Raw genomic sequence first — 26,146 nt, forward strand, 5'->3', positions numbered from 1 at the left:
GCGGCCCGTTTCGACGTGGTCGCCCGCTCCATTTTTTGGGATGGAGCTTTACACAGGGGCAGATTTGGTATGGTATATACAAATATGGGGCCACAACGCGAATATGTCTGCCCCTCCCTCATCCTAAAGGTTTGAATATGCCCAACACGCTCGTCCCAGGAAAAGTAACGCTCGAAACATTGGCAGCCGTCTATGAGAACGCATTGATCCCAAAGCTGGATGCGGACTCCCTGAAAAGGGTACAGGCATCCGCCGACAGGGTGGCCGAGATTGCGGGAGGAGATGAGGCGCATTACGGGATCAATACCGGCTTCGGAAAGCTGGCGAGCGTGCGCATTCCCGCCGACGACGTCGAAACCTTGCAACGGAATCTGATCCTTTCTCATTGCTGCGGTGTCGGCGCTCCACTCGCCGACGGCATCGTGCGCCTCATCATGACGTTAAAGCTGATTTCGCTAGGACGGGGCGCTTCGGGCGTCAGGCCGCAAGTCATTCACGTGCTCGCCGCCATGCTCGAGAAGAATGTCCTTCCGATCATTCCCGAAAAGGGATCTGTGGGCGCATCGGGCGACCTCGCGCCACTCGCTCACATGACGGCGGCTGTGATCGGTGAAGGCGACGCCATGTTCGATGGCGAAGTCATGTCGGCAAAGCAGGCGTTGGCCAAAGCCGGTATCACCCCGATTACGCTAAAGGCCAAGGAAGGCCTGGCGATGATCAACGGTACTCAAACCTCAACCGCCCTCGCACTTGTTGGCCTCTTTCGGGCTCACAGGGCACTGGTATCGTCGCTGGTATCCGGTGCGCTCTCAACCGACGCCGCGATGGGATCGACCGCGCCTTTCCACCCGGAGATCCACACTCTTCGCGGCCATCAGGGTCAGATCGACGCTGCACAGGCGCTGCGCTCGCTCATGGATGGCTCCGAAATCCGCGCAAGTCATGAAGAAGGCGATGAGCGGGTTCAGGACCCGTACTGCCTGCGATGCCAGCCACAGGTGGCAGGAGCCTGCCTGGACCTCCTGCGTCAGGCTGCCAACACTTTGATGATCGAGGCGAACGCTGCCACCGACAATCCCCTCGTGCTCTCCGATGGAACGATCGTCTCTGGCGGCAACTTCCACGCCGAGCCCGTAGCCTTTGCCGCGGATCAGATTGCCATCGCCATCTGCGAGATCGGTGCAATCGCACAGCGACGTATCGCCCTGCTGGTGGATCCGGTTCTTAGCTACGGTCTCCCCGCATTTCTGACACCCAGACCAGGTCTGAATTCCGGCTTCATGATCGCCGAGGTGACCTCTGCTGCTCTCATGTCGGAAAACAAGCAGATGTCGCATCCTGCTTCGGTTGACTCCACACCAACTTCCGCAAACCAGGAGGACCACGTGTCCATGGCTTGCCATGGTGCCAGGCGTCTCCTTCAGATGACCGAAAACCTGTTCTCTATCGTGGGGATCGAAGCTATCAGCGCCGCTCAGGGCATTGATCTCAGGGCTCCTCTTTCCTCGAGCCCGGCGCTTGATACGGTCCGCAAGGGAATCCGCGCCGTAATACCCAAGCTCGAAGATGACCGCTACATGGCTGACGATCTCAAGCGCGCAACCGAGCTTGTCGCGAGCGGTCGCTTGATTGCTCCGTTGACGAAGGGCCTCCTGCCGGTTCTCTGATTGGCAGTGATATTGTCCTGGTGGCGGCGACGTTAATCTCGCCGCCATGCATTTTCACATTTCGGTCGAAAACCCTTCTTTCCATTGACCTTAGCAATCGCGATCTGGCCTTCGTTTGGTGTACGATTAATCAACCATATGTTATAGACCATTGATACGGTTTTTGCAGATGGTGAAAGAGGTACGATCGTGAGCAGTTCCAATATTTCAAAGGCAGCGTCGCTTGCCCATGGATGATCTTGCAATAGAAAAGCATGCCGCATCTCGATACTCGGAGATCCAGCGTGACATCGAGAACAAGATTGCCACGGGTGAGTGGGGCCCAGGTGCCCGGATTCCGCCGGAGCGTGAGTTGGTCGACATCTATAACTGCTCTCGGATGACGGTGAACAAGGCTCTGTCGAGCCTGGCTGCTTCGGGAATGATTACCCGGAAGCGCCGATCCGGGTCCTTTGTAGCTCCGCCGCGGATCGAAGAGCCGTTGATGCACATTCAGGACATCCGTGCAGAGGTCATGGCGATTGACCGGACCTACACGTTTGAGATCACGGATCGGAGCATTCGCAAGGCGACCGACCCTCTAGATGCGCGTCATGTCGGCGTTCCTGTCGGGACGCGTCTTTTGACCCTTGAAGTCATGCACTACGCTGACAATCTCCCGTTCACCATGGAAACCCGCCAAATCAACCTCGACGCGGTTCCCCAGGTGGAGAGACTTCAGTTCAAGGACGAACCGCCCGGCAGTTGGCTCCTTCATAACGTTCCGTTCACAGACGGAGAACATTCGATACGAGCGGTGTCGGCTGACGCCATACTTGCTCGCCGGTTGCAAGTGGTTGAGCGAACTGCATGCATATCCATCGCGCGCCGGACCTGGCTGGATGAACAGCTTATTACCTTCGTCCGTCTTATTTATCCTGGCGACCGCCACCGTTTCGTGGTGCGCTTCAAGCCGTCAGCACAACCGGGCGTGTCCTAGGCTGCCTCGTCGGGCGATAAGCCAAACTTTGTAAGTTGGTGGGTTGGCGAAGCTGCCGAACTTTTTCGGTGGCTTCGTCGCGGTTTTCCACTTGAACTGCGTTTCCGGGCGAAGACAAATCGCCGGCCTCTTTCGCCCTTGGGAACAGGCTGCAATGCAGCCCTGATGGTTCGAAGAAACTATTCGCCCATTTCAATGAAACCCCGCTATAAACCATTGGCCATTCCGACATAACATAATCCTCATCAAAGCCGATTGCGACAGATTAGTACGCCCGAGCATTTCGCCCGGGAAGGACGTTTGTTGCCGTTGCAAAGGTCAAGATAGGAAGTGTTTGATGGCTCTCGTCCGCATAGGAGTGGATATCGGCGGAACGTTCACCGACTTTGTCGGTTGGCGTTCTGACAGCTCCCAGGGAATTACTCGTCTGAAGGTACCCTCTACGCCTCCGCACTTTGCGGAAGGGTTCAAGGACGGGTTTGAGCCGCTTCTCGACCAGCTGCGAATTTCGGATGATGACGAAGTCGTTGTCATGCACGGTACGACGGTTAGCACCAATACGGTGATCGAACGATCCGCAGAACCCATCGCGCTTTTCGTGACGGAGGGTTTCCGCGACATCCTTGAGCTCCAGCGCCTTCGTCTCAAGAATCCCGTAGATTTATTCTCCTCCCGCGCAATTCCGCTTGTAGCTCGGGACCTCGTTTTCGAGATCCCGGAACGTCTCGATGCCGATGGCGAGGTGCTTACACCGATCGACGCCGAAGCAGTTCGCCGGGCAGTGGCTGGCGTTAAGGCCGCCGACGTTAAGGCAATCGCCGTCGTTTTTCTTCACAGCTTTCGAAATCCTAAGCACGAGCGCGAGATCCGTGGCTTGATCAATGAGATCGACCCGGAAATGGACGTCTGTATTTCGAGTGAAATATGGCCGCGCATCGGGGAATACGAGCGTGCTGTCAATGCAACTTTAAACGCCTATGTCAAACCCCGCGTCCAGGCATATCTGCAGGAGATTGAGCGCTACGTCACTAACAGGCTTTCATCTGTCCGGCTGTTTGTGACGCGCTCCAATGGTGGTGCACTTGGGCTTGCGGACGCGGCGAAGTTTCCGGTTCACACGCTGTTGTCGGGGCCGGCGTCCGGGGTGACCGCCGCACAGACTGTCTCTTCGCTCAGCAAGCATGAATACTTGCTCACCTTTGATATGGGCGGCACGAGCACAGATGTGTCGCTGGTCCGTCAGGGCAACCCGACGGTCACCTCGCAGGGAGCAGTAGGCGACTTTCCCATTACCTTGCCCGTAACCGAGATTGAAGCGATTGGCGCCGGTGGCGGCTCCCTAGTCCATCTCGAGGGACCCGCGATGCGGATCGGCCCTGAAAGCGCTGGCGCCTATCCTGGCCCGGCAGCCTTCGGGAGGGGTGGCGTCCGCCCAACAGTGACCGACGCTTATCTTCTATGCGGCTATCTCAATGCCGGCAATTTCCTTGGCGGCGCCATGCCTTTGGACGTGAACCGCGCTGCGACAGCATATGACAGTATTGCCGGCCGGCTCAGCGTGACGACTGCGGAAGCTGCCGATGCCTGCCTTTCCGTGACAACCTCGACGATGGTCAGCAGGATTCTGCCCTATCTCGCTGCGCACGGACTCGACCCGCAGAACGTGACGCTTGTGACGTTCGGCGGAAACGGAGCTCTGCATGGACCACTGCTTGCGGACGAGGTTGGAATAAATTCGGTCATCGTGCCTGCCGCGCCTTCGGTTTTCTGCGCCTGTGGCGGCGTGGTCACGACCCTCACCCACGATGTCGTCAACGTCATTCAAGGCACGACGATAACGCATGAATCGCTCTCTGACGCATTCAGGCACCTCGCATCGGAGACGGTCGACTGGCTCAAGCAGCAGGTGGAACTCGATCGCCTGACGTCGATCGATCACGAATTTTGGGCGGAACTACGATATAAAGGGCAGTCATTCCAGGTTCCGGTCGTCGTCCCGACCAAAGCCGATGGCAGCTTCCCGGATCTGGCAACGATTTCCGATCGCTTCCATGACGAGCACAACAGGCTTTATGCCCATTGCGACCGGAATGCTGCCGTCGAATTTGTAGAGTTGCGCGTTCGCATCCGCGGAAGCCTGCCCTCTCCCTCGCAGGTGAATATCGAGGGGAGCTCCAGGAGGGGCGAGGTCTCAGCCATCGCCAGGCGCGACCTCCGTATCGCGGGGCGGCTTTATCCAAATACTCCGATCTATGCCCGCAGTGACCTCGAAAGAGGAAGCAGGGTGGAGGGGCCATGCATCATCGAAGAGGATGACTCAACGATCCTTGTCCCGCCTGCCTACACGGCCGAAGCAATCAGCTCCGGTGCTATTTCTCTGGATCGGAGGGGCTAAAACATGGATCCCGTTCAAACCGCCATCATGGCAAATCGCTTCAACGCAATTGTCGAAGAAGCGTCGTCGACGCTGCAGCGCACGGCGCACACGACCTTCGTGAAGCTCGTCCAGGACTTTCAATGCGCGCTCGCCAATGCGGATGGAGAAGCATTTGCCTACCCGATCAATACTGGCGTCAGTGCGTTCATAGGCCTGTCGGTGAAAGGAGGGCTAGGGGATATCCCGCTCTCTTCGCTCAAGCCAGGTGATTGCATTATCACGAATGACCCGTTCTCCAGCGACGGGATGGTTACTCACATGATGGACGTATCGCTTGTCCGTCCGATCTTCCGGGATGGCCAACTCATCGCATTGGCGTGGGCATTCGTACATGCGTCCGATATTGGCGGCGCAGTGCCAGGTAGCATTGCTCCGACCCTGACCGAGGTCTTTCAGGAAGGGCTGCGACTTCGCCCGGTCCTACTCTATCGGGAAGGTGTCCTCAATGAATCTGTGAAGAACATCCTCCTGGACAATAGTCGCATCTCCAGCGAACTCTGGGGTGATATCCAGGCGATGCTCTCGGCATTGAAAAGCATGGATGTCCGGCTGGGCCAGTTGTGCGATCGCTATTCGACCGACGAGGTCCTGAAGGGAATGGACGCGACCCTCGCGCTGTCGGAGGCGCGTGCACGGGAAGTGATCTCGGCCATCCCGGATGGCACCTACGAGTTCGCTGACTACATCGAAGGAATGCGGCCTGGTGAGTACATCAATATTCACGCGCGCATGACCGTCGACGGAAGCAACCTGATCTTCGATTTTACGGGTACAGATCCACAGGTGCTCGCGGCGTTCAACTACGTGACGGGGACGACAACCCACCCGTATACGTTGCAATCGCTCATCTACTACATTCTGACGAAGGCGCCCGATGCGCCACGAAACCGGGGTCTCCTCCGCCCCGTCAGGATCATAGCGCCTCGCGGCACCATCATTAACGCGAACTTCCCAGCGGCCGGGGGATCGCGTGTTACTGCGTCGACACGCGTATACGACGTTGTCCTCGGTTGCTTGAACGCAGCAATACCCGACGCGCTGGCAGCGGCGGGTCCTGGCATGTCCGGCATTATAGTCGTGACAGGCCGCGACAGGCTGCATGGTGGTAAGCGCGTTAGTGTAATCAATCCGATTTGCGGCGGCGGCGGTGGTCGAATCGGACAGGATGGGATCGATGGCATCGACAACCGTTCCGGTTCGTTGCTGACGGTCCCCGCGGAAACTGTCGAAGTCGAAACGATCATGCGCGTGCGGCGCTATGGTCTGCTCGCAGACAGTCAGGCGCCGGGACGCTGGCGCAGTGGCGCGGCCGTTGTTCTTGATCTCGAGAATACCGATGTCGAAGCGGTCATGACCGTCCGCGGAATGGATCGTCTCAAATTCAGCCCTTGGGGCGTCGAAGGCGGAGCGCCGGGATCGCTCGCCCGGGTCATCATGAACCCAGGCCGCAAGGATGAGCGCGACATCGGCAAGATCGATGTTCTGCATTTCAAACGCGGTGACGTGGTTCGCTTGATCACTCCAGCCGGTGGCGGGTTCGGCCCTGCTGCAGAAAGGGATCCCCACCAGGTCGCCAGCGACGTCAAGCGTGGCCTGGTCTCAGTGGATTGGGCTCGAACCGCCTACGGGGTTGTCGTTCGTGATGATTATACAATCGACGATGCGGAAACCAAAGCCGCCCGATCGCAAATGGCAGCTCGTCAAGGGCGGTTCTCCGTTTGCGAGACCCGGCGAGCATTCGATGCGATCTGGCCAACCGATGTCCGAGCCGCGCTTGCGGTTGGAGCCTTCGCTTATGACGCTTCGGTAAGACCAATCCTCGTGCGAAACACAGTTTCGCGCTTCATGGAGAGCAGCAAAACCGCGACCATTGAAGCAATATCCGACGCTCTGGCCGAGGAAAACAGAAAACTGCAATTGTAGTGGGATGCGGGAGCGGTCGGCAGGCCGGCCGCTTCAACTATAATGGAGAGTCCAATGCCGTAATCCGTTGATACACTTCGCTCTATGTGAACAACACCAAGCCTGACTGTTGTCGAAACTGGGAGTTTTAAACAGTTCGGCTTTGACGCAATGAAAAGAAAGGGGAATACAATGAATACTCGTTCGTCCGCAATGATCATGAGCCTTTGGCTCGCCGCCGGAGTGGCCTTGACGACTTCGATCGCCAGCGCCCAGGAGGCAAAAGAAGGTACCGCCTACGAGGTCAAGCTTCCGACCACGCCCGCGAAGAGCGTCGAGCCGACCGAGAAGCTGGCTAAGGCCGGCAAGATCGTGATGTGCACGGAACTGGGCAATCCGCCCGGTGGTTTCCTGGCTGAAGACGGGGTAACCCCCAAGGGATTCAACGTTGACGTCATGTCGGCAATCGGCCCAGTCATGGGCATCAAAAGTGAAGTGGTTCACTACCCGTTCGCAAGTATATTCGCTGCCCTCGACACCGGCAAATGCGATGCGGTTATGTCCAACAATTCGAAAAGCCCGGCCCGTATTGCTAAGTACAACTTCGTCGAATACATCCGCGAACGCATGGGGCTTCTCGTCCCGAAGGGAAACCCTCTTAATATCAAGACATATGAGGATCTTGCAGGCCATCGCGTCGCGGTACTTGTCTCGAGCACGAATGAACGGTTGCTGAAAGAGGCGAGCGCGAAAGTCGAAGCTGAAGGCAAGCCAGCTATCGAAATTCAATCCTACCCCCAGAATACAACCACGTTCCGCCAGCTCGATCTGAAGCGCGTCGACGCATTTGTCAGCGACGCTATGACGTTGTCCTACTTCATGAAGCTTACGGACGACAAGTATGAGATCGGCGGCCTTCCGATCGATCCCCTAACGATCGGAATCGTCCTCAGAAAGGACGATCCTGCATTGCACGAAGCAGTGCGTAAGGCCTACGTCGCTCTTTTTGAGGGCGGCTATGTCGAGCAAGCGGCCAAGACCTGGGGTATGGATGGCCACGTCGAGCTGTGCCGCGATGACAAGCAGTGCCCGTGATCGGGCGATGACGCTGTAAGCTCCATGCGTTCGGGCAGCTGTAAGGCTTTAGCTTGCCGCCGCGGCGGCAGGCTTCCGTCATAAGAGGACCATCTCTCGGCGCGGCGGACTCAAACAAAATAAATGGGGACCATTATCGAAATGCAGTTCGATATCACCTTTTTCCTGGATTTTGTCTTCAATCCTCGCCCGGCGCTTCTGCGAGGCATGCTGACGACGGTGCTGGTGGCATTCGCCTCCATGGTCATCGGCGTCGTGCTGGGACTGGTGCTTTCGCTTTTCGGGCTTTCGCGATTGCGTGTGCTTCGCTGGTTCAACAGTGTTTACATCTTCGTGTTTCGAGGCACCCCACTTCTAGTGCAGGTCATTATCATCTATTTCGGGCTGCCCTACCTCACCAATATTGACCTTTTTCCACAAGACTTTCACCTGTTCGGGTTTATTTCACTCAGCGGCACAATAGTCGCGGGAGTGACCGCGTTTGCATTGCATGAGGCCGCATTTTTCAGCGAAATATCCCGCGGCGCGATCGCGTCGGTAGATCACGGGCAGTGGGACGCTGGCAAGGCCGTGGGAATGACACCGAGGCTGCTGATGCAGAGAATCATTCTGCCACAGGCGATCCGCATCATGCTGCCACCGCTGGGCAACCAGATGAACGGCATGTTCAAGGCGACATCACTCTTATACCTGATCGCAGTTCCGGAGATGTTGTTCATCGCCGATGCAGTCAACTCTGTGACATTCAAGACTTTCGAGGTCTATCTCGGTGTATCGATCTATTACCTGGCCCTGACAACCGCGTGGAGCTTCGTCCAAGCCGCATTGGAGAAACGCTATTCAAAGGGGTTCGCATCGATATGACACCGCTCCGTCCCCCATTCTGCAAGCGTCTTCGCGCTAAGCCACAAATTTCTCGTGAACGCAGACAAGTTGCTCCGGGAGCTCAACCATGAACTTCGATTTCAACTACTTCCTTGAGCTGGTTTTCTCGCCGCCCTCGCAGCTTTTGTATGCTGTTTGGATCGCAGTCTCCGTCACACTTACCTCGATGATAGCTGGCGTGGTGGCCGGCTTGTTTCTGGCCCTGTTCGGATTGAGCCGCTTCGGTGTGCTCAGGGGGTTCAACTGGCTCTACGTCTGGTTCTTCCGCGGTACGCCAATTCTTGTCCAGCTGTTTCTGATTTATTTCGGGCTGCCATACCTCATCGGCGTCGATATTTTTCCGTCCACGATCAGCACACCGGTCTTCTCGATCAGCGGCGCTATTGTCGCCGGGATTTTAGCCTTTAGCCTCCATGAAGCAGCTTACATGAGCGAAATCACGCGTGCTGGTATCAGGTCGGTCGACAATGGACAAAGCGAGGCTGCGAAGGCACTCGGCATGATGCCATCGATGGCGATGCGTCGTATCATTCTTCCCCAGGCGCTGCGCATAATCCTGCCATCGCTCGGAAACCAGTGCAACATGATGTTCAAGACCACCGCGTTCCTGAGCGTTATCGCCGTACCGGAACTCGTCCATGTTGCTGACAGCATGCGATCGCAAAACTTCAAGACATTTGAAGCCTATGCCGCGATTTCCGTCTACTACCTCGTCCTGACCGGAGTATGGACTGGGTTGCAGCAATGGATCGAGAACCGGCTTTCCTGGAGCCCGCGAACCGCCGCGCGAAGACCAGACGCAAAAGCTGCCAACCTCTTACAAATGGATACCTGATATGGCCGATCATTCCGAAGGCAGCGTCGCACCTGCCGTTGAACTCCGCAACGTGAGCAAATCATTCGGCACCTTGAGCGTGTTTGAAAATATCTCGATGACCGTTCGACCCAAAGAGACTGTTGTCGTGATCGGTCCGTCTGGATCAGGCAAGACGACGCTTATTCGGTGTATAAATCATCTCGAAGAAATCCAGAACGGCGAGATATTTATGAATGGAACCCTCGTCAGCAACAAGATTGTTGGCGGCAAGAAGGTTGACCTCAGCGAAAAGGAGAAGGCCTCTATACGACGCAACGTCGGTATGGTCTTCCAGCGGTTCAATCTTTTCCCACATCTGACCGCCCTTCAAAACATCATTGAAGCACCGGTCCATGTGCTCAAGCAGACAAAACGGGAGGCGACCGAGCGCGGGTTGGCGCTCCTCGATCGTGTGGGTCTGACAGACAAAAGAGATCAGTATCCCGCTCAATTATCAGGAGGACAGCAGCAGCGTGTCGCGATTGCACGTGTCCTCGCCATGAATCCAGAAGTCGTGCTGTTTGATGAACCAACCAGCGCGCTTGACCCTGAAATGGTTGGCGAGGTTCTAGCTGTTATGAAGGAACTGGCGGGAAAAGGAATGACCATGATTGTCGTGACACATGAGATGGGATTTGCCCGTGAAGTGGCTGATCGTGTCGTTGTTATGGACAAGGGCTCCATTATCGAGGAAGGACCACCTGAGCAGATTTTCTCGGCACCGAAAAACGCGCGTACAGCGTCCTTCCTGGAACGTATTGCTTGACCGCAACAGAGGTCGAGTAATCGAGCCATCATTGGCTCCGAACCGACTTCCTGGGCGATCAGGGTTGGAAAAACAAGGTCGCTGGCCCGGAGAGGCTTAAATGACGGTCCGAAACCCTGCGGATCGACGCAATGGAACAATCGTCATGGCTATCTCCGCAACTACCCGCCTTTCGGAATTCATCGCGAACGTACGCGAATTGCCGACGGAGGTTTCGGAAAAAGCCAAGCTACATATCGCGGATACTCTGGCATGCATCTATGCCGGTTCCGCTTCTGAAGCCGTAGCGCTTTTGGAGCGGGTCTGCGCACCTTCCGACGACAACGCGCCATTTATCGCCCCCGGTTTGGGACGCTGGAGCGATCCGGCTCTGGCGGCCATGCTTATCGGTGTCTGCGCGCACGCGGACGATTTTGACGATACCAGCGAGTATTCGATGAATGGTCATCCCAGCGCGCCCATCGTCAGCGCGCTGATACCGACCGCCGTTGCGACAAAAGCGAGCGGTATGGCAATGGTTCGCGCCTATGCTGTTGGGATCGAGGTAGCTTGCAAGCTCGGCAGCGCCATCGGCACGGCACATACGCGTCGCGGTTGGCACACTATGTCGACCCTCGGAACTCTCGGCGCCGCGGCTGCCGCCGCCCATCTTCGTGGTCTTCATACCGGTCAAACCGAGCGTGCCCTGGCAATCGCCTCTTCTTTCGCTGGAGGGCTTCTGGGTAACACGGGAACCATGACCAAAAGCCTCCATTGTGGGCGTGCGGCGCAGGCCGCCTATCTCGCCGCCGCGCTTGCCGAGCAAGGTTTCTCCGCCGGCGCGGATATCCTGGAGGCCGAGAATGGGTTTCTGGCCGCACTAACCGACCGATCTAAGGACCGCATCGACCTCTCTGGAATTGGTGACGTTTGGGAACTGGTTTCTCCTGGCCTCGCTGTAAAGCTTTACCCATGCTGCAGTTGCACCCATCTGGCCATCGACGGGGCGATTGAAATTCAACGCCGTCATGCGATCGACCCGGAAAGAATTGAGCAAGTCACGTGTGCGGTTCGCGAAGAATGCACGCATTACTTGTGCTTCCCCAATCCGGCTACCGGCATCGAGGGCAAATTCAGCATGAACTACACAGTCGCCGTGGCGTTGGCGCGCGGCAAAGTGACACTGGACGATTTCGAAACGGCCGCTCTGGGGCATGACGATATCGCATTGCTCATGCCTAAGGTTCACATGGTCGTTCGCCCAGACGAGAAGGACGCTGGGGAAATCGAGGTAATCCTGAAGGGCGGATTACGTTTGACGGCGTACCGGGACGTTCCCCGAGGATCTCCAGAAACCCCCGCAGATTGGGAAGATATCATCGGAAAGCTGCGGGACGGCCTGGCGCGAGCCGGGAGACTTAGGCCGGTCCATCCTGAAACGCTTTTTGCAGGATTGCGAGAAATGGATAAACAGTCCGAATTTCTCGATCTCTTGCGCACATGATTTTCCAGCAGGCCTTGCCGGGAATACTGGCCAGAACAATAGTGTCCTGGGTAAGTGAATCCGCGCCTTCAGTAGCAACGCTCTAGCACGCGCACATCGTCAGGCGTTTCAGAGAGTTAGCGAGGGGACGCGCTTTAATAGTCAATGCGTCTAGAATGTGAGGAGTTGGGCCAGGATGACCACGCCGAAAATAGACCTCTCACATCTGGCAGCTTTTATCACCGCCTGCGATAGTATCAGCATGTCGCGAGCGGCGGATGCGATTGGACTCACAACCTCTGCCTTCAGCGCACGACTGCATGGGTTGGAAACGCGGCTTGGGTTGAAACTCTTCGCTCGCCACGGTCGGAACATGTGGCCGCTGCCATCAGCCGTTTGGCTGTATAATCGGAGTGTCCGCCTTCTGCTGGCGGAGGAATTTCTGCGCCTGCGCCTGCGCGTTCGCTCGGGCGCCGAAGAAACTATTCGAAGCGTTATCATCCAATTGGACGAAGCATATACAGGAACGTATATGGCGCTTGCTATCCAGGACGCGATCCGACGCGTGCATTCCATCCAGCAGGATTGCTTTCTCGATCTTATTTCGTCGCGTCATTCGCCTTTTGAGTCACGCGCCGACCAGCAGCCTATGATTGCAAACTCCTCGTCAATATTGGAGTTGTCCGTCCGGTGCACCAAAGGAAATAACAGACCAGACGAACCTTCCGTGATGCCCATCGGTACGTGGATGGCGGTAGGTGAAGGTGCGTTCGATCCGCAGATGAATAAGGATGCGCTCAGAGACATGATAGTTCCCGAACTCCCGGGAACATTGAGCGATGACATAGCACGACACCCTAATTGGCCCCGGCTGTCGCACAAAGTCGGTACAGCGGCAGTTGGCCTTCAAGACTACTTCGGCATGGCACTTCTCTTTTCCAGTCATGACCTTCTGTTGCCGCGGCCGCTTATGCCGGCCCGTATTGCAGATATTGCACCACGAATGTACGCGGTGCCTGATGGTCCACCTTGTGTCATTCATGCGCGCGAGTCGGGATTGGACCCCGTTATGCAAACATTCCTGGCAGAGTTGCGGCGGTCTCTTTCAACAGACGGCTCGTCCGGCGGCCGCTTCCAGCCCTTCAGCCCTGCGGCGACGCTAAAGCAGATAGCAACGTTCAACCTTGTCGTGAAAACGGGCAGCATGGCCGCCGCTGCGCGCGCTGTTGGCCTGACTGCTCCTATGGTCCCGACGCAGATCGCTCTGCTTGAAACTGCCCTGGAAACCTCATTGATTGTTAAGGGCCGCGGGGGTTCCACTCCAACGGAATCCGCCATGAGGCTACATCCTATCTGCCTTGGGATCGAACAATGCTTCAATGATGCTCTCGCAAAGAGCGGCAAGGTGGCTGCGGAGTTCCGGCAGTCTATTCGCATCGGTCTACCCCCGAGCTGGAGCAGCGATTCGCGCACGTCCGAATGCATGGCCGAAGCGTTGAGCGCGTTTCACCGTGAATTTCCAGATTGCCGGATTGAAGTCGTTGAAGGTCCCCGTGACACTCTCCATGGAGGAGTACGCAGCGGTCAACTTAATATAGCTGTCGTGGGGAGAGTTGACCTTCAAGTCGGGAGTTTACCCGTAGGCGCGAGCGAAGACATTTCGTTAATCGTAAATAAGAACGTTGGATTTTGTCCACAATCCAAACGCGTGTCTGCCGACGAGCTACGGGGAATTCCGCTCATTCTGGCACCGGCACAAGTGACGATGCATCAAACTCTGATTACGGCGCTTGCCAAGGCGACGGTGCAACTCGAACCAGTCATGCGACTTGGCTCAATCCCGTTGATTGTTTCGGTCATACGGCGCTCGCCATTCGGGACGATATTGCCCGCTTCTGTCGTGCGCAAGGAGCTTGAGGATGACTTGGTAGAGGCCTTCCCCCTCGACCATATCGTGCCCAGACGGCGTCTATGGGCGATTTTTTCCACCGACAATCCACTCAGTGAAATCGAACGTCGGCTAGTTGGGCATATAAAGGACGCGTTTGCCGGCACGTTCTGAGCGCGATACACCAAGAAACAAAAAGATGGGCGACCGTTTGTCCGGCCAAGCGCTCATCGATATGTCCCAGGAAAAACGATGTCCTGGTCGACAAGGACATTGAACTTGTAACCCGGCCGGATCTCGAGAGTCGGCTGCACGTCCATATTTCTCTGGATGGTCCGGTCTGCGACACGACCGAAGGTCTCGGCAAAATTCCGCCGGGCGGCATCCGAGGCGGTGTCCTGTGTCGCCAGCGTCGAACTCTGCGGAACGGCCATGTCGATCCCCGTGCCGATCACCGCAATGAGGATCGCCGAACCAAACGTCTGGAGCCACTTCCGATCCACCTTATCGCGGAAACCGCTATAGCCCTGCGCGTCCGTCCCGGCCATACCGCCGATCTGCAGCGTCGAGCCATTCGGGAAGATGATGTCGGTCCAGACGACCAGAACACGGCTCTGGCCAAACGAGACCTTGCTGTCGTACCGACCGAACAGTTTCGTTCCCTGCGGGATCAGAAGCCGATGTCCCGTCGCTGAATCATAGACGTTCTGGCTCACCTGGGCGGTGATGCGACCGGGAAGGTCGGAATTGATCCCGGTGATCAAGGTCGCGGGAACAACCGAGCCGCGCTTGAGTTCGTAAAGCGACTGCTGGGGCACGACACGGTTCGGAAGATAGCCGAGCTCCTTGAGGTCGGCATTGAAGAAATCCTCCTTGGATTTCTGGCCGTTCGGATCAACATTTTGACCGCCGAGTCCCGCACGAAGAGCGGCCGAGTACAGGTCGGATGCGCCCGGTGTCGTCGCAGTGGAAACGCCATTCGTCTTCGTCGCGGCGGTGTCGTTTGTATCTGATCCCTGCCTGTCGAACTTGCCGCGGTCGACAGCGATCGGTGAGTCATAGGCGGCGTCATTGGCCTGCAGCCGGGCCATTCTCTGGCGCTGCCGCTCACGAAGATATTGCTCTTCCTGCTCGCGCTGCAAACGGGCGCGCCAGGCCTGTTCAGATTCCAGTTGCTGTTCCGGCCGTGCCTCTTGCCTTTGATCGGGCTGCGGGGTGAACGGATTGACCGAGCGCTTCTCTTCCTGCGTCTCGACCGGCGTCGGCTGCAGCGTCGTCACCTGCTGCGGCTCGCCGATGATGCCGTCGGCAACGCCGCGCTTGATCTGATCGGCGAAGGTTGACGCCGGATTGCCGGAGCTTGTGTCCGGTCCGGTGTCGCGGAAATAAAGCCCGCGCGACGTCAGGCCGAAGAAGATGACGGCGAGGAAGGCGACGACCAGCACGACCACGACGATGATCGGCAGACGGTTGATCCGGCGCATACCGGAGCCCGTCTCCTCGTTCTTGGCGCCGCCGAGCTTGAGCGATTGAACCATGACCGCCCTCCCCTAACCGCGCTTCATGACCGAGAGCGCGCTCGCCGGCTGCGCCCCCGTCGTCGTGACGGTAAAGGCGCGGCCGAGCTCGACACTATTGGTCGACAGCCGCGCGAGCACCTGGCCCTCGAAGGGAATGACGACATAGGCAAGCGGCACGGTGCGCGCGGCACCATCCGTCTTCTGGTCGGTCACAACGGCATAGCCCCAGCCTTTTAGAGCCGCTTCCAGCGCTTGCCCGAAGGGCGAACTGTCCTGCTTCAGTGAGACGGTCGCGGTTCCGGGGCCGATCTGCTCGGCGAGCCTGCTCACCATGTCGCCGGCGATGGCGCTTGCTGCCGGCCCCGAGATCTCGGCAGGCGCGTTGCTGGAGGTCAATCCATCCGTTCCGAGCGACTGGCATCCGGAAAAGAGGAGCGCGAGGCCGCAGGTTGCCGCTAGGCTGCGGAGGGGGCGCAAAGGGCGTGGGCGGGAGGGCAAGCTGCTTCGCATCACCGCCCTCCCCGCCGGATCGTCACCTTCTCCTGTTTCCAGCCGACGCCTGAAACAAGAACCGCGCGGTCGACGTGATAGTCGACCACCATCATGTCGCCCTTCATCCGGTAGTTGACGATGCGGTTCTGCCCACCGGAGACGACAAACAGCACCGGCGCATCCTGGCCGGAGATCGAGCGCGGGAACTGGACGTAAGTCTTTTCCCCATCGCTATAGACGCGCGTCGGTCGCCAGCCGGCATTGCCGGAGACCGAGTATGAGAAATTCAACTGCTCGGCCGGAACGCCGGCGCTCGGAATGGTACTCGCCTCCATTCGCGCGTTGATGTCGGCGAGCTTGGTGGAAACGTCTTCCGGATATTCGAAGCCGACGCGGGCCATGTATTGGTTTGCATGCGACTTGAGCTGGATATGATAGGTGCGGCGCGAGGTCGTCACGACCATCGAGGTGACGAGGTTCGGCTCCGATGGCTTGACGATCAGGTGGATCGCCTGCCCGCCCGCAGCACCTGACGTCGCCGGCTCCACTTTCCATCTCACGGTGTCTCCGACCAGCACGTCGCGAACCACCTCGCCGCCCTGGAGCTCGATATCGCAGACCTGCAAGGGCGAGCAAACCACGGAGGGCTGCACCTCGCCGTAGAGAAAGATCACCTTCCCGTCCGGTCCTTTCGTGACAAGTCCGCGTGATCCACGCCACTGGGTGGAAATCCCCATCCCCTTCGCCTCGTTAGCGCTGACGCCATCGGCCGCGAGAGCGCGGGAGGAAAGAGAAGCCGACAGGGGCACGAGAGCGACGACGATCGTGGCAGCGGTCAGCGTGGCCGGAAAACGTCTCAGTCGAATGTTCATGTTCGGGGCCATGCCTTTCAAAGCTGCGCGGTCCAGTCGAGATCCCTAAGATAGAGTCCGATCGGGTTAAGCCGGATGATGCCCTCGTCCTGCGGCGGTGTAAGCGTCACGGTGGCGATGCCGCGGAACCGGCGTGTGGCCGTCTCCTTGCCGCGGCGATCGCGCTCGAACTCGGTCCAGTCGATCTGGTAGGACTGGTTCGACAGCGCGACGATGTTGTTGACCTCGACGGCGACCGTTGCGTTCTTTGCTTTCTCGAATGGTGAGGAGGAGCGAAACCAAGCGTTGACCTTTTCTGTCGCAGGGTCCGAGGTCCGAAGCAGCGCATAGGTGCGGTCGATATATTGTTTCTGCACGACAGCATCCGGCGACACCGACCGGAAGTTCGAAACAAAACTGCCAAGCGTGGCGCGCACCACGCGCGGATCGGCATATTCGATTTGCTGCGGGAAACCGGCGCTTGAGGCCGTGCCGAGCTTGTCGACCTCGACGATATAGGGCACCAGCTTGACCTGCGTGCTCTGGTAGAGAGCGTAGCTGAAGCCGACCACCGCCATGGTCATCCCGGTGACGCCGACCAGACGCCAGGCCGCGGCCGTCTTGACATAGGAGCCGTAGCGCTCGTTCCATTCCGTTCTCGCAGCGATATAGGGATTGTCGGGCGGGGTGCGTCCGGCCATGTGCGGTCAGCCTCTTACTTGTTTTCGTTGACGGGTGGAGGCGGAGGAGGCGTCGAAGGCCTGCCGGTTTGCGGGGTCTGGTCGAGCTTGGCGTTTGCAAGACCGAGCAGTGAGCCGGCATAGGCGCCGGGCGATCCGATTGCTTTTTCCCTTGCTGCCGAACCGACTGCGCTGCTCGCGCCGCCGATGCCAGCTTCCATGCCGCGCATGGCGGCAGAGCCAAGTGACGCTCCCCCTGCCCTTGCGGCGCTCGCCGCCTGAAAACCTTTGCTGGCAGCGCCTGCCGTGAGGAAGGCGGCGCCCGCCGCGAACGAAGCCGCCTGCCCGCCATGCCGGATCGCCTCCATGCCGCCCGAGACCGATGCTCCCTGGACGACGCCCTGGATGATCGGCGGGACATACATGGCGATGATGAACACGACGACGGAGATGCCGGCGATGCCGATTGTGGTGATGAACTGGTCGGAGGTCGCCGTCGGCGCTTCGGCCAGCCCGATCAGGATGTCGGAACCGATCTTGGCGATCATGACCAGTGCCATCAGCTTCATGCCGACGGAGAAGGCGTAGACGAGGTAACGGACCGCGAAATCCTTGGTATAGGAGCTGCCACCCAAACCGAGCATGATCATGCCGGCCAGCAGTCCTACATACATTTCGACCATGACAGCGACGAAGATCGCTGCGACGAGCGAAAAGGCGACGACGACCACGATCATTGCAAAGACGGCGGCGATCGCCAGTGCGTTATCCTCCCAAAGCCCGAACTTCGCCTGTTCCGACATTTTGGAGGCTACGCGGATACCGGCATCGAAAATGTTGGCCGGCGAAGCGGAGCCCCCGCCGGCGCCGATCTGGAACAGGCTGTCCACCACCGCCTTCGCGAGCGCAGGGGCGCGATCGAGGATGAAGGCGAAGAGACCGATGAACATGATCCGACGCACGAGCTCGGCGAACCAGGCGTCGAGGCTTGCCGCATTGATCGCCAGCCACACGGCTGCGATGCCGATCTCGATCCCGGCGAGGATCCAGAACAGGGAGCGCGCCGCGTTCATGATCGTCGTCTCCCAGCCCTTGGCGGCGGTGACGACCTGGTTCTCCAAGGTGGTGAGCACGGAACCCTGTTGGGCGAGCGCCGGCGCTGTCGCGAGAGCTAGGATCGCGACGACGATGAATGCGGTTTCGAGCTTGCGGGACGGGCGAATGACTACCATCGCGGCTTCATTTCCTGCCCGCCACGCACGTCGCGATCCGGGTCGCCCCCGAAGAAGCGCTCCCGGTGCTCACGGTGCGCTGCGCCAAAACGCGACGTCCCGGCCGGTGTTTCAGTCGCAGCATCCGGTTGGACCACCACCCAGACGATCATGCCGGCTCCGAAGGCGACGACACCCGCGACTGCGAGGGCGATGATGATACGCGGGCTCACCAGCGGGGCTCCATAGTCTGCCCGCCGCGGATGTTATTGGTTGGCGCGTTGAAGAATTTCTCGCGCCGGGCCTGGGCAAGATCCTTCTGTGCCTGTTCCGACTGGAACCATGTTCCCATCATCGTGGTCTGCTGTGACACCAGCCCGCGCAGCTTCTGCATCTGCGCCACCTGCTGCGTTGCGATCTGGTGCCCGACCTGCAGGGCCTTCATCTGGCCGTCGGCGCTCTCCGACATCGAGCGCAGCGAGGACATGGTGGATTCCTCGCTGGAAAACTGCTCGGCCGTGAGGTTCGCCGCCTTCAGCGTGCCGGCGATCGTGTCGCGATTGGTGTCGGACCAGTTCTGATAGGTCGACGAAAAGCTCGCGCCGTCCGGCAGGTTGCTCTTCATGTCGGCGAAACTCTGAAACCGCTGGTTCAGGACGTCATCGACGTTGCCCATCGAAAACGCGACGCCCTGCCCTTGCGCGACGATGTTCTGGAGCTTGTTGAGGTCGTTCTCGACCTGACCCCAGATATGGTTCGGCAGCTGCGCGGTGTTCTGCAGCAGGTTCTTGTAGATGTTGATCTGGTTCTGGATCTGCTCTGCAAGCTGGCTGATCTGGGTGATCTGATTGTTCACCTGCTCGGCCGACTTGCCGACAAGACTGATGAGCTCCGCATTGTTGGCGAGTTGCGTCCATTCGGTTGCCTGTCCGGTAACGCCGCCGGCAAAGGCCGGAACCGGGAGAGCGACCGGGATCATGATGGCCGTGATCATAGCGGCGCGCGCCGCTTCAAGCGGCCTGGAAAAGTGTTTCGGCATGGGCGATCCCCCTTTGCTGGAGCCAGTGCTTGGGCCAATCCGCCCCGTGTTCGAAGTGAAGGGCGCGGATGCGCTTCAGGTCCTCCTTGCCGGAAGCGCCGACGAAGGAAAGCGCCACGGGACCAAGCGACATATCGAACAGCCGGCGGCCCTCGGGGGAGGCGACGTAATTTTCGCGTTTCGGCAGTGCGGTGGCGACGATCTCGATCTGCCGTTCGTTGAAACCGATGCGCTCATAGAACTCGCGCGTCCCTGGCTCGCGTGCCGCGCCGTTGGGCAGACATATTTTGGTCGGGCAGGATTCCTTCAGCACGTCGATGATCCCGGAACGCTCGGCGTCCGAGATCGACTGGGTCGCGAGCACTACGGCGCAGTTGGCCTTGCGCACCACCTTCAGCCATTCCCTGATTTTGTTGCGGAACGTCGGATGACCGAGCATCAGCCAGGCCTCGTCAAGAATGATAAGGCTGGGCGCCCCCGTCAGCCGCTTCTCGACCCGCCGGAACATATAGAGCAGGACCGGTACGAGATTGCGCTCGCCCAGATTCATCAGCTCCTCGACCTCGAAGCACTGGAAAGCGCCGAGCGCCAGCCCGTCCTGCTCTGCATCGAGCAACTGGCCCATCGGTCCATCGACCGTGTAGTGATGCAACGCGTCCTTGATCTCGCGCATCTGCACGCCTGAGACGAAATCCGAAAGCGAGCGGCCGCGGGATTCCGCCATCAGGGCAAGCTGCCGGGAAATGGCGTTGCGATAGTCAGGCGTGACCGTGACGCCCTGCAGGGCGACCAGCGTCTCGATCCACTCCGCCGCCCAGGCACGGTCGCCGTCGGACGCGAGTTCGGCGAGCGGGCAGAAGGCTAGTCGTGGCGAGTCCCTCTCCCCTCCTTCGGCCGCGTCCCCGCCGATCTCGTAGTGATCACCGCCTATGGCGAGCGTTAGCGGCAGCATCGACCGCCCCTTGTCGAACGCAAAGATCTGCGCATCCGCATAGCGTCGGAACTGCGCCGCGATCAGCGACAGCAAAGTCGATTTGCCCGAACCGGTCGGGCCGAAGACCAGCGTGTGTCCGACGTCATCGACATGGAGGTTGAGCCGGAACGGCGTCGAGCCGCTGGCGACCTGCATGAGCGGCGGCGATCCCGGCGGGTAGAATGGGCATGGCGCGACGGGGCTTCCCGACCAGACCGAGTTCAGCGGAATGAGGTCCGCGAGATTGCGCGTGTTGACGAGCGGCTCGCGGATATTGGCATAGGAAACTCCCGGCAGACTGCCGAGAAAGGCATCGGTCGCGTTCAGCGTCTCGATCCGGGCGCCGAATCCTTCGGCCTGGATCAATCGGCGGATCGCCTCGCACTTTTCCTGAAGCCGTTCTTGCTGTTCATCGAACAACACGATGACCGGCGTGTAATATCCATAAGCGACGAGCTGCGACGATGCCTCGGCGATTGCGTCCTCCGTCTCGGCGACCATCATCATCGCATCCTGATCGAGCGAGCGGCTCTGGGTCTGGAAAAGCTGATCGAAGAACGGACGGACCTTCTGCTGCCATTTCTTGCGGGTGCGCTCCAGTTTCTGGCGTGCCTCCTGCTCGTCGAGAAAAACGAAGCGCGACGACCACCGATAGGTGAGCGGCATCAGGTCGAGGCTGTTCAGGATCCCCGGCCAACTCTCCGCGGCTAAGCCGTCAATGGCGACGACGCCGAGGAATCGGCTCTCGACCGTCGGCGTCAGGCCGTGCTGGAGTTCAGCCGTGACCAGCCAATCGAGGTACATCGGGATATCCGGGAGCCGGACCGGATGGTTCTCACCGGTAATGCAGAAGCGGATGAACTGGAACAGCTCGTCATAGCGGGCGATCCGGAAGCCGCCGCGTTCTTCGGTTTCGCGCGTCACCATGCGGCGGATGGAGACGACATTGGCGAGGTACTGTTCGACCTCGCGGATGGAGGTCCGGAAGCTCTCAAGCGCCGTGTCGGCATAGGTGGCCGAACGGCTGGCGGTGTCAGAATAGACGTAGCGCGCCAGGCCGGAGCGCCGAGGCTCGGGCGGCCGCCAGGTCAGGATCAACGCGTGCCGGCTCTCGAAATGCCCGCTCTCCCGCTCGAAATGAGTCCGGCGCTCGGTATCAATCGCACGCGTGACGGGATCAGCAAAGTGGCAGGCGTCGTCTGCCGGATAGTCGATCGTCGGAACCCGCAAAGCCTCGACCTGGATCATCCAGCCCGAACCCAGCCGCGACATGATCATATTGATCTGCCGCGACACCTCGTTGCGCTCTGCATCCGTCGAGCTTTCGCTGTCCGGGCCGGCAAAATACCAGCCGGCCATCAGTGAGCCGTCCTTCAGAAGGATCACGCCATTGTCGACCAGGCCCGCATAGGGAACCAGATCGGCGAATGACGGTCCGGAGTGTCGGAAGAGGTTCAGTGCCACCATGTCCGCCTCTTCAGAACTTGCGCCACGGCGTAGAGGTCGGCCGGTAGAGAGATCGATAGGACACGTGCCGCAGATATACGCGGCGCATCAGCGGATCAGTCTTCGCCATCATACGAAGGGCAGCGACCGCGATCAGCCAGATGGCCACGCCGAACAGTGCGGCGTACCAGGTCAGCACCACGAAGATCAGGATCACGGCGGTAAGGCCGGTGAGCAGCACCAGTTCGCGGTCGGCGCCCATCAGCAGGTTCGGGCGTGACAGCGCTCGATGGACCCGTGAGCGGGCGAGGTTGGAGCCCGGTTCAGCCATGAGCCCCCTCCCCTTCCGGTCGAGGTGCCGCCGACATCTTGACATTCCCAGACGCGGGTCGGGCCTCGAACTTGCCGATCGAAGCGCCTGTCGCTCCGAAGAGAGCGACGATCTGGGTCGCGCCGAGAAGTACGCCGCCCACGAGGGCGACGTAGCAAAGCCTCCTTGCGAAATCATTCAACTCGCCCCCGAAGATCAGCATTGCGCCGGCGATCGCCACCGCTGCGAGGGCGATGAAGCCGGCCACCGGTCCCGTGATCGACTGCTGGATTTGCTGGAGCGGAGATTCCCACGGCAACCCACCCCCGCCCGAAGAGGCGAAGGCTGGGTCCGCCAGATTGACGCAGAAGACAACGGCGAACGCCGCAAGTGCAATGGCAGTCTCGGTCTTACGCGACATGGCTGTCCTCATCGATCTGGGCGTAATGTTCGGTCTGGTAACGGGAGTTGGTGAAGCCCTCGACATGGATCACTTCGCGAACCCGTCTCCCCTTCCCCGTTCGTTCGATCGAGACGATCAGATCGACTGCCTCGCCGATCACTTCCTGCATCGGCTGCTGGCTCGCTTCTGCTGTCAGCTGTTCCAGTCGACGGAGAGCGGACATCGCCGTGTTCGAGTGAATGGTGGTGACACCGCCAGGATGGCCGGTATTCCACGCCTTGAGCAGTGTAAGCGCCGCCCCGTCGCGGACCTCGCCGACGATGATGCGATCGGGCCGCAAGCGCATCGTGCTCTTGAGCAGGCGGGCCATGTCGATCGTTTCACTTGTATGGAGCGCCACGGCGTTCTCGGCCGCGCACTGAATCTCGGCGGTGTCCTCCAGCATGACGATCCGATCGTCCGGCGCATTCGCGATGATTTCGGCAATGACGGCATTGGCGAGCGTCGTCTTGCCGGAGCCAGTACCGCCGGAGATCACGATATTCATGCGAGACGCGATTGCGCTGCGCAGAACCGACGCTTGCGCCTCGGTCATGATCTTGTGTTTCAGATAGTCGTCGAGCGGGATCAGGCGTGAAGCACGCCGGCGGATCGTGAAGCTCGGCCCGGAAACGACCGGCGGCAGCAAACCCTCGAAGCGGTGACCGCCGATCGGGAGTTCGCCAGAGATGATCGGTTGCTCGTCGTCGGCCTCTGATTGTAGTGCGTGGGCGACGCTGCCGATGATAACTTCTGCGGCGGCGGGGCTGAGTTGGCCAGCCGGGGCCATGCCATGACCCAGGCGCTCAATGAAGAGCTTGCCATCGGGATTGAGCATGATCTCGACCACCATCGCATCATCAAGCGCGACGCAAAGCTGATCGCCGAGGGCGTCCTGGAGTTTCCGGACCAGACGCGAATGGGAGCGCAACTGGGTCACGCGGCACTCCTGATCGCTGCCACGTCGATCCGGGGGATCGAATGATAGCCCGGTGGGCAAACCTGCCGGAAGCTCGTCCTATCTGCCGGCAGGCTGCCCGCAATGGCGATGGTGTTGCCGATTGCGACCGGTGGGCCGAGCCGTTGCATTGGCCAGCCCGCCCGCTTCAGGATGCGCTCGAAGCGAAGATCGGTCGCGGTGACGATCTCGTTGTAGCCATTGGCCATAGACCATTCGATGATGCCGGCGAACAGGGTGAGCGTGGCGACATGCAGTTGGCTTGCGTCCCTCCGCGAGACAAGCGCGGTATCGACACAGAAGCGCGAGCTCTCGACCATCCCGGAATGCGCGACGAGCGAACCCGTTTCGAGGAGTTGCGGAAAAGTCTGCTCCAGCATCGTAGGGCCGAAAGCCGGAAGAAGACGGGCGCAACCTGCGACACGTCCACTATCGGTAATCGCCAGAAGGTAGGTCGGCTTGTAACCATCGTACTGGTCGCGCTCTTGCCCGGCTGTAATGGAGACTTCCCATTCCAGGCGGCCGCCGAACACCGTCGCGCGAAGACGGTGCATTTGTTTGAGGAAGCTTCGACTACGTTCGTATTGGTCCGGCGAGACTGTCAGTATCTGCATCACGATCTCCACATGAACAGGTCATGCGAACAAAAAATCATCTCGCGGCGCGTGTGCCTACGTGCAGATTTGCACCTGAGGTGATTCTACCGAGTCGGTGTTCCAGGGCATAGAATGCGAGTGGGTGAGAACGGCTAGATGCCGACAAGGTTGTGCAAATCTGCACGTGGTGACACGTCGCACAGAAGGAGGGAATCTGTCTAACTAACAGATAGCATTTGAAGAATCGGCATTTTTTATGATTTCGATTGAAACGTGTTTAACCTTTCATTAACCAAAAACGTCTTGCAACCTCACACGCATTGGGTAATCGTCACGGATAAATGGCAATACGCGCCAATTAACCGTGACAAGAGATTACACCGTGAGCAAAGCCGCTGCCATATCCCGAAATGATCGCCCGTCGGTAGATGTTACCATTGGTGAGCATGCTGAGCAGCTCAGCTCTCAGCTTCAAGCGATGAGCGAGGCTTTGTTTCCTCCGACGTCGCACAAGAGCCTTCGCAAATTCACCTCGGGTGAAGCCGCACGCTTGATGAAAATATCTGACTCAACGCTTCGAAAGATGACGTTGGCAGGCGAAGGCCCCCAGCCTGAGCTTGCCAGCAACGGAAGACGCTTTTACACGCTCGGTCAGATAAACGAGATCCGGCATATGCTCGCAGGTTCGGCTCGTGGACGCGAAAGCATCGAGTTTGTGCCTCATCGCCGCGGTTCTGAGCATTTGCAAGTCATTGCCGTAACCAACTTCAAAGGCGGCTCCGGGAAGACGACGACGTCGGCTCATCTTGCACAGTATCTGGCGTTGCAAGGTTACAGGGTGCTCGCAGTCGATCTCGACCCGCAGGCCAGTCTTTCAGCACTCCTCGGCGTTCTGCCAGAAACTGATGTCGGTGCGAACGAAACGCTCTATGCGGCTATTCGGTATGACGAGACACGTCGTCCGTTGCGAGATGTGATCCGACCGACGTATTTTGACGGTCTTCATCTGGTTCCTGGAAATCTCGAGCTCATGGAGTTCGAGCATACCACGCCGAAAGCCTTGACTGATCGTGGTACACGCGACGGATTATTCTTTACTCGCGTGGCCCAAGCCTTTGACGAGGTGGCCGACGATTACGATGTCGTGGTCATTGACTGCCCTCCTCAGCTTGGGTTTCTGACGCTCAGCGGGTTGTGTGCTGCAACATCAATGGTAATCACCGTACATCCTCAGATGTTAGATATCGCTTCCATGAGCCAGTTTCTCCTCATGACACGCGACCTTCTGGGCGTCGTGAAAGAGGCGGGTGGCAATCTTCAATACGATTTCATACGCTATCTCTTGACGCGCTATGAGCCCCAGGACGCGCCGCAGACGAAAGTGACGGCACTACTGCGCAACATGTTCGAGGATCACGTCCTTACAAATCCAATGGTTAAGTCGGCAGCGGTGTCTGATGCCGGTTTAACCAAGCAGACGCTCTATGAGATAGGGCGAGAGAACCTTACGCGGTCGACATACGACCGGGCGATGGAATCTTTAGATGCGGTGAACTCGGAGATCGAGGCTTTGATCAAGATGGCGTGGGGGCGGGTCTGATGAAAGGCTTTGCGTTCCTCACAGGTCTGTTGGGAGCTCCCAACCGAGAGGTGTTGAGTCGCCCCTTGGACATGGGGCACTGGAGAAACCG

23 protein-coding genes are annotated in these 26,146 nt (G+C 58.9%); 11 read left to right on the top strand and 12 right to left on the bottom strand.

Translation table 11 applies throughout. The features are described 5' to 3' along the window. The first annotated feature begins 137 nt into the window (after positions 1 to 137). From hutH to DXT96_RS25705, 10 genes are all read left to right on the top strand, one after another. Positions 138 to 1,667 (top strand): histidine ammonia-lyase, encoded by a 1,530-nt coding sequence (hutH, locus tag DXT96_RS25660; protein WP_060716468.1) that lies wholly within the window; start codon positions 138 to 140, stop codon positions 1,665 to 1,667. A 229-nt stretch (positions 1,668 to 1,896) separates the two neighbouring features. Then, complete coding sequence (gene hutC, locus DXT96_RS25665) at positions 1,897 to 2,646, top strand: histidine utilization repressor (RefSeq protein ID WP_060716469.1); 750 nt, start codon at positions 1,897 to 1,899, stop codon at positions 2,644 to 2,646. Positions 2,647 to 2,983: 337 nt separating this feature from the next. Further along, positions 2,984 to 5,041, top strand: coding sequence for a hydantoinase/oxoprolinase family protein (locus tag DXT96_RS25670; RefSeq protein ID WP_071208195.1), 2,058 nt, complete (start codon positions 2,984 to 2,986; stop codon positions 5,039 to 5,041). 3 nt (positions 5,042 to 5,044) lie between these two features. After that, on the top strand, positions 5,045 to 7,006 hold the full coding sequence (locus tag DXT96_RS25675) for a hydantoinase B/oxoprolinase family protein (protein ID WP_060716471.1): 1,962 nt from the start codon (positions 5,045 to 5,047) through the stop codon (positions 7,004 to 7,006). A gap of 171 nt (positions 7,007 to 7,177) precedes the next feature. After that, positions 7,178 to 8,080 (top strand): ABC transporter substrate-binding protein, encoded by a 903-nt coding sequence (locus DXT96_RS25680; protein WP_153517046.1) that lies wholly within the window; start codon positions 7,178 to 7,180, stop codon positions 8,078 to 8,080. A gap of 141 nt (positions 8,081 to 8,221) precedes the next feature. Beyond that, entirely contained in the window at positions 8,222 to 8,944 is a 723-nt protein-coding gene (locus DXT96_RS25685) for an amino acid ABC transporter permease (protein WP_153517047.1), read from the top strand. Between the two features lie 88 nt (positions 8,945 to 9,032). Next, positions 9,033 to 9,800: an amino acid ABC transporter permease gene (locus DXT96_RS25690; protein ID WP_060716473.1), complete on the top strand. Its 768-nt coding sequence runs from the start codon at positions 9,033 to 9,035 to the stop codon at positions 9,798 to 9,800. 1 nt (position 9,801) lies between these two features. Then, the gene (locus DXT96_RS25695) at positions 9,802 to 10,587 is read left to right on the top strand and encodes an amino acid ABC transporter ATP-binding protein (RefSeq protein ID WP_060716474.1); all 786 of its coding nucleotides are present in this window, start codon (positions 9,802 to 9,804) and stop codon (positions 10,585 to 10,587) included. Between the two features lie 145 nt (positions 10,588 to 10,732). Beyond that, entirely contained in the window at positions 10,733 to 12,070 is a 1,338-nt protein-coding gene (locus DXT96_RS25700; protein ID WP_210251606.1) for an MmgE/PrpD family protein, read from the top strand. A gap of 175 nt (positions 12,071 to 12,245) precedes the next feature. Then, entirely contained in the window at positions 12,246 to 14,111 is a 1,866-nt protein-coding gene (locus DXT96_RS25705) for a LysR family transcriptional regulator (RefSeq protein WP_153517049.1), read from the top strand. A 53-nt stretch (positions 14,112 to 14,164) separates the two neighbouring features. On the opposite strand, the gene trbI is transcribed toward DXT96_RS25705, so the two are convergent. Genes trbI through DXT96_RS25765 form a run of 12 tightly spaced genes read right to left on the bottom strand, consistent with a single transcriptional unit; the run spans position 14,165 to position 24,473 of the window. Next, positions 14,165 to 15,475, bottom strand: coding sequence for an IncP-type conjugal transfer protein TrbI (gene trbI / locus DXT96_RS25710; RefSeq protein ID WP_153517050.1), 1,311 nt, complete (start codon positions 15,473 to 15,475; stop codon positions 14,165 to 14,167). 12 nt (positions 15,476 to 15,487) lie between these two features. Then, positions 15,488 to 15,967, bottom strand: a complete 480-nt coding sequence (trbH, locus tag DXT96_RS25715; protein WP_071208209.1) for a conjugal transfer protein TrbH — start codon at positions 15,965 to 15,967, stop codon at positions 15,488 to 15,490. Next, on the bottom strand, positions 15,967 to 16,821 hold the full coding sequence (gene trbG / locus DXT96_RS25720) for a P-type conjugative transfer protein TrbG (RefSeq protein WP_071208371.1): 855 nt from the start codon (positions 16,819 to 16,821) through the stop codon (positions 15,967 to 15,969). The genes trbH and trbG overlap by 1 nt, the downstream gene beginning before the upstream one ends. A gap of 17 nt (positions 16,822 to 16,838) precedes the next feature. Continuing rightward, positions 16,839 to 17,501 (bottom strand): conjugal transfer protein TrbF, encoded by a 663-nt coding sequence (locus DXT96_RS25725; protein ID WP_153517051.1) that lies wholly within the window; start codon positions 17,499 to 17,501, stop codon positions 16,839 to 16,841. Positions 17,502 to 17,515: 14 nt separating this feature from the next. Further along, positions 17,516 to 18,712 (bottom strand): P-type conjugative transfer protein TrbL, encoded by a 1,197-nt coding sequence (gene trbL / locus DXT96_RS25730; protein ID WP_153517052.1) that lies wholly within the window; start codon positions 18,710 to 18,712, stop codon positions 17,516 to 17,518. Then, the gene (trbK, locus tag DXT96_RS25735; protein ID WP_060716496.1) at positions 18,706 to 18,924 is read right to left on the bottom strand and encodes an entry exclusion protein TrbK; all 219 of its coding nucleotides are present in this window, start codon (positions 18,922 to 18,924) and stop codon (positions 18,706 to 18,708) included. Before trbK ends, trbL begins: the two co-directional genes overlap by 7 nt. Next, positions 18,921 to 19,685 carry a P-type conjugative transfer protein TrbJ gene (trbJ, locus tag DXT96_RS25740; RefSeq protein WP_371419009.1) on the bottom strand — a complete coding sequence of 255 codons (765 nt, stop codon included), beginning with the start codon at positions 19,683 to 19,685 and terminating at the stop codon, positions 18,921 to 18,923. The genes trbK and trbJ overlap by 4 nt, the downstream gene beginning before the upstream one ends. Positions 19,686 to 19,701: 16 nt before the next feature. Continuing rightward, on the bottom strand, positions 19,702 to 22,170 hold the full coding sequence (locus tag DXT96_RS25745; RefSeq protein ID WP_153517055.1) for a conjugal transfer protein TrbE: 2,469 nt from the start codon (positions 22,168 to 22,170) through the stop codon (positions 19,702 to 19,704). Positions 22,171 to 22,180: 10 nt separating this feature from the next. After that, positions 22,181 to 22,480, bottom strand: coding sequence for a conjugal transfer protein TrbD (locus DXT96_RS25750; RefSeq protein WP_045023373.1), 300 nt, complete (start codon positions 22,478 to 22,480; stop codon positions 22,181 to 22,183). Continuing rightward, positions 22,473 to 22,880, bottom strand: a complete 408-nt coding sequence (gene trbC / locus DXT96_RS25755) for a conjugal transfer pilin TrbC (protein ID WP_060716499.1) — start codon at positions 22,878 to 22,880, stop codon at positions 22,473 to 22,475. The genes DXT96_RS25750 and trbC overlap by 8 nt, the downstream gene beginning before the upstream one ends. Further along, the gene (trbB, locus tag DXT96_RS25760) at positions 22,870 to 23,841 is read right to left on the bottom strand and encodes a P-type conjugative transfer ATPase TrbB (RefSeq protein WP_060716500.1); all 972 of its coding nucleotides are present in this window, start codon (positions 23,839 to 23,841) and stop codon (positions 22,870 to 22,872) included. Before trbB ends, trbC begins: the two co-directional genes overlap by 11 nt. Next, positions 23,838 to 24,473, bottom strand: a complete 636-nt coding sequence (locus tag DXT96_RS25765; protein ID WP_060716501.1) for an acyl-homoserine-lactone synthase — start codon at positions 24,471 to 24,473, stop codon at positions 23,838 to 23,840. Before DXT96_RS25765 ends, trbB begins: the two co-directional genes overlap by 4 nt. A gap of 364 nt (positions 24,474 to 24,837) precedes the next feature. Here DXT96_RS25765 and repA point away from each other — a divergent pair, with 364 nt between their 5' ends. Continuing rightward, positions 24,838 to 26,055, top strand: a complete 1,218-nt coding sequence (gene repA, locus DXT96_RS25770; RefSeq protein WP_060716600.1) for a plasmid partitioning protein RepA — start codon at positions 24,838 to 24,840, stop codon at positions 26,053 to 26,055. Positions 26,056 to 26,146 lie beyond the last annotated feature (91 nt).

The organism is Agrobacterium sp. ICMP 6402 (assembly GCF_009498615.1).
GTDB lineage: Bacteria > Pseudomonadota > Alphaproteobacteria > Rhizobiales > Rhizobiaceae > Agrobacterium > Agrobacterium burrii.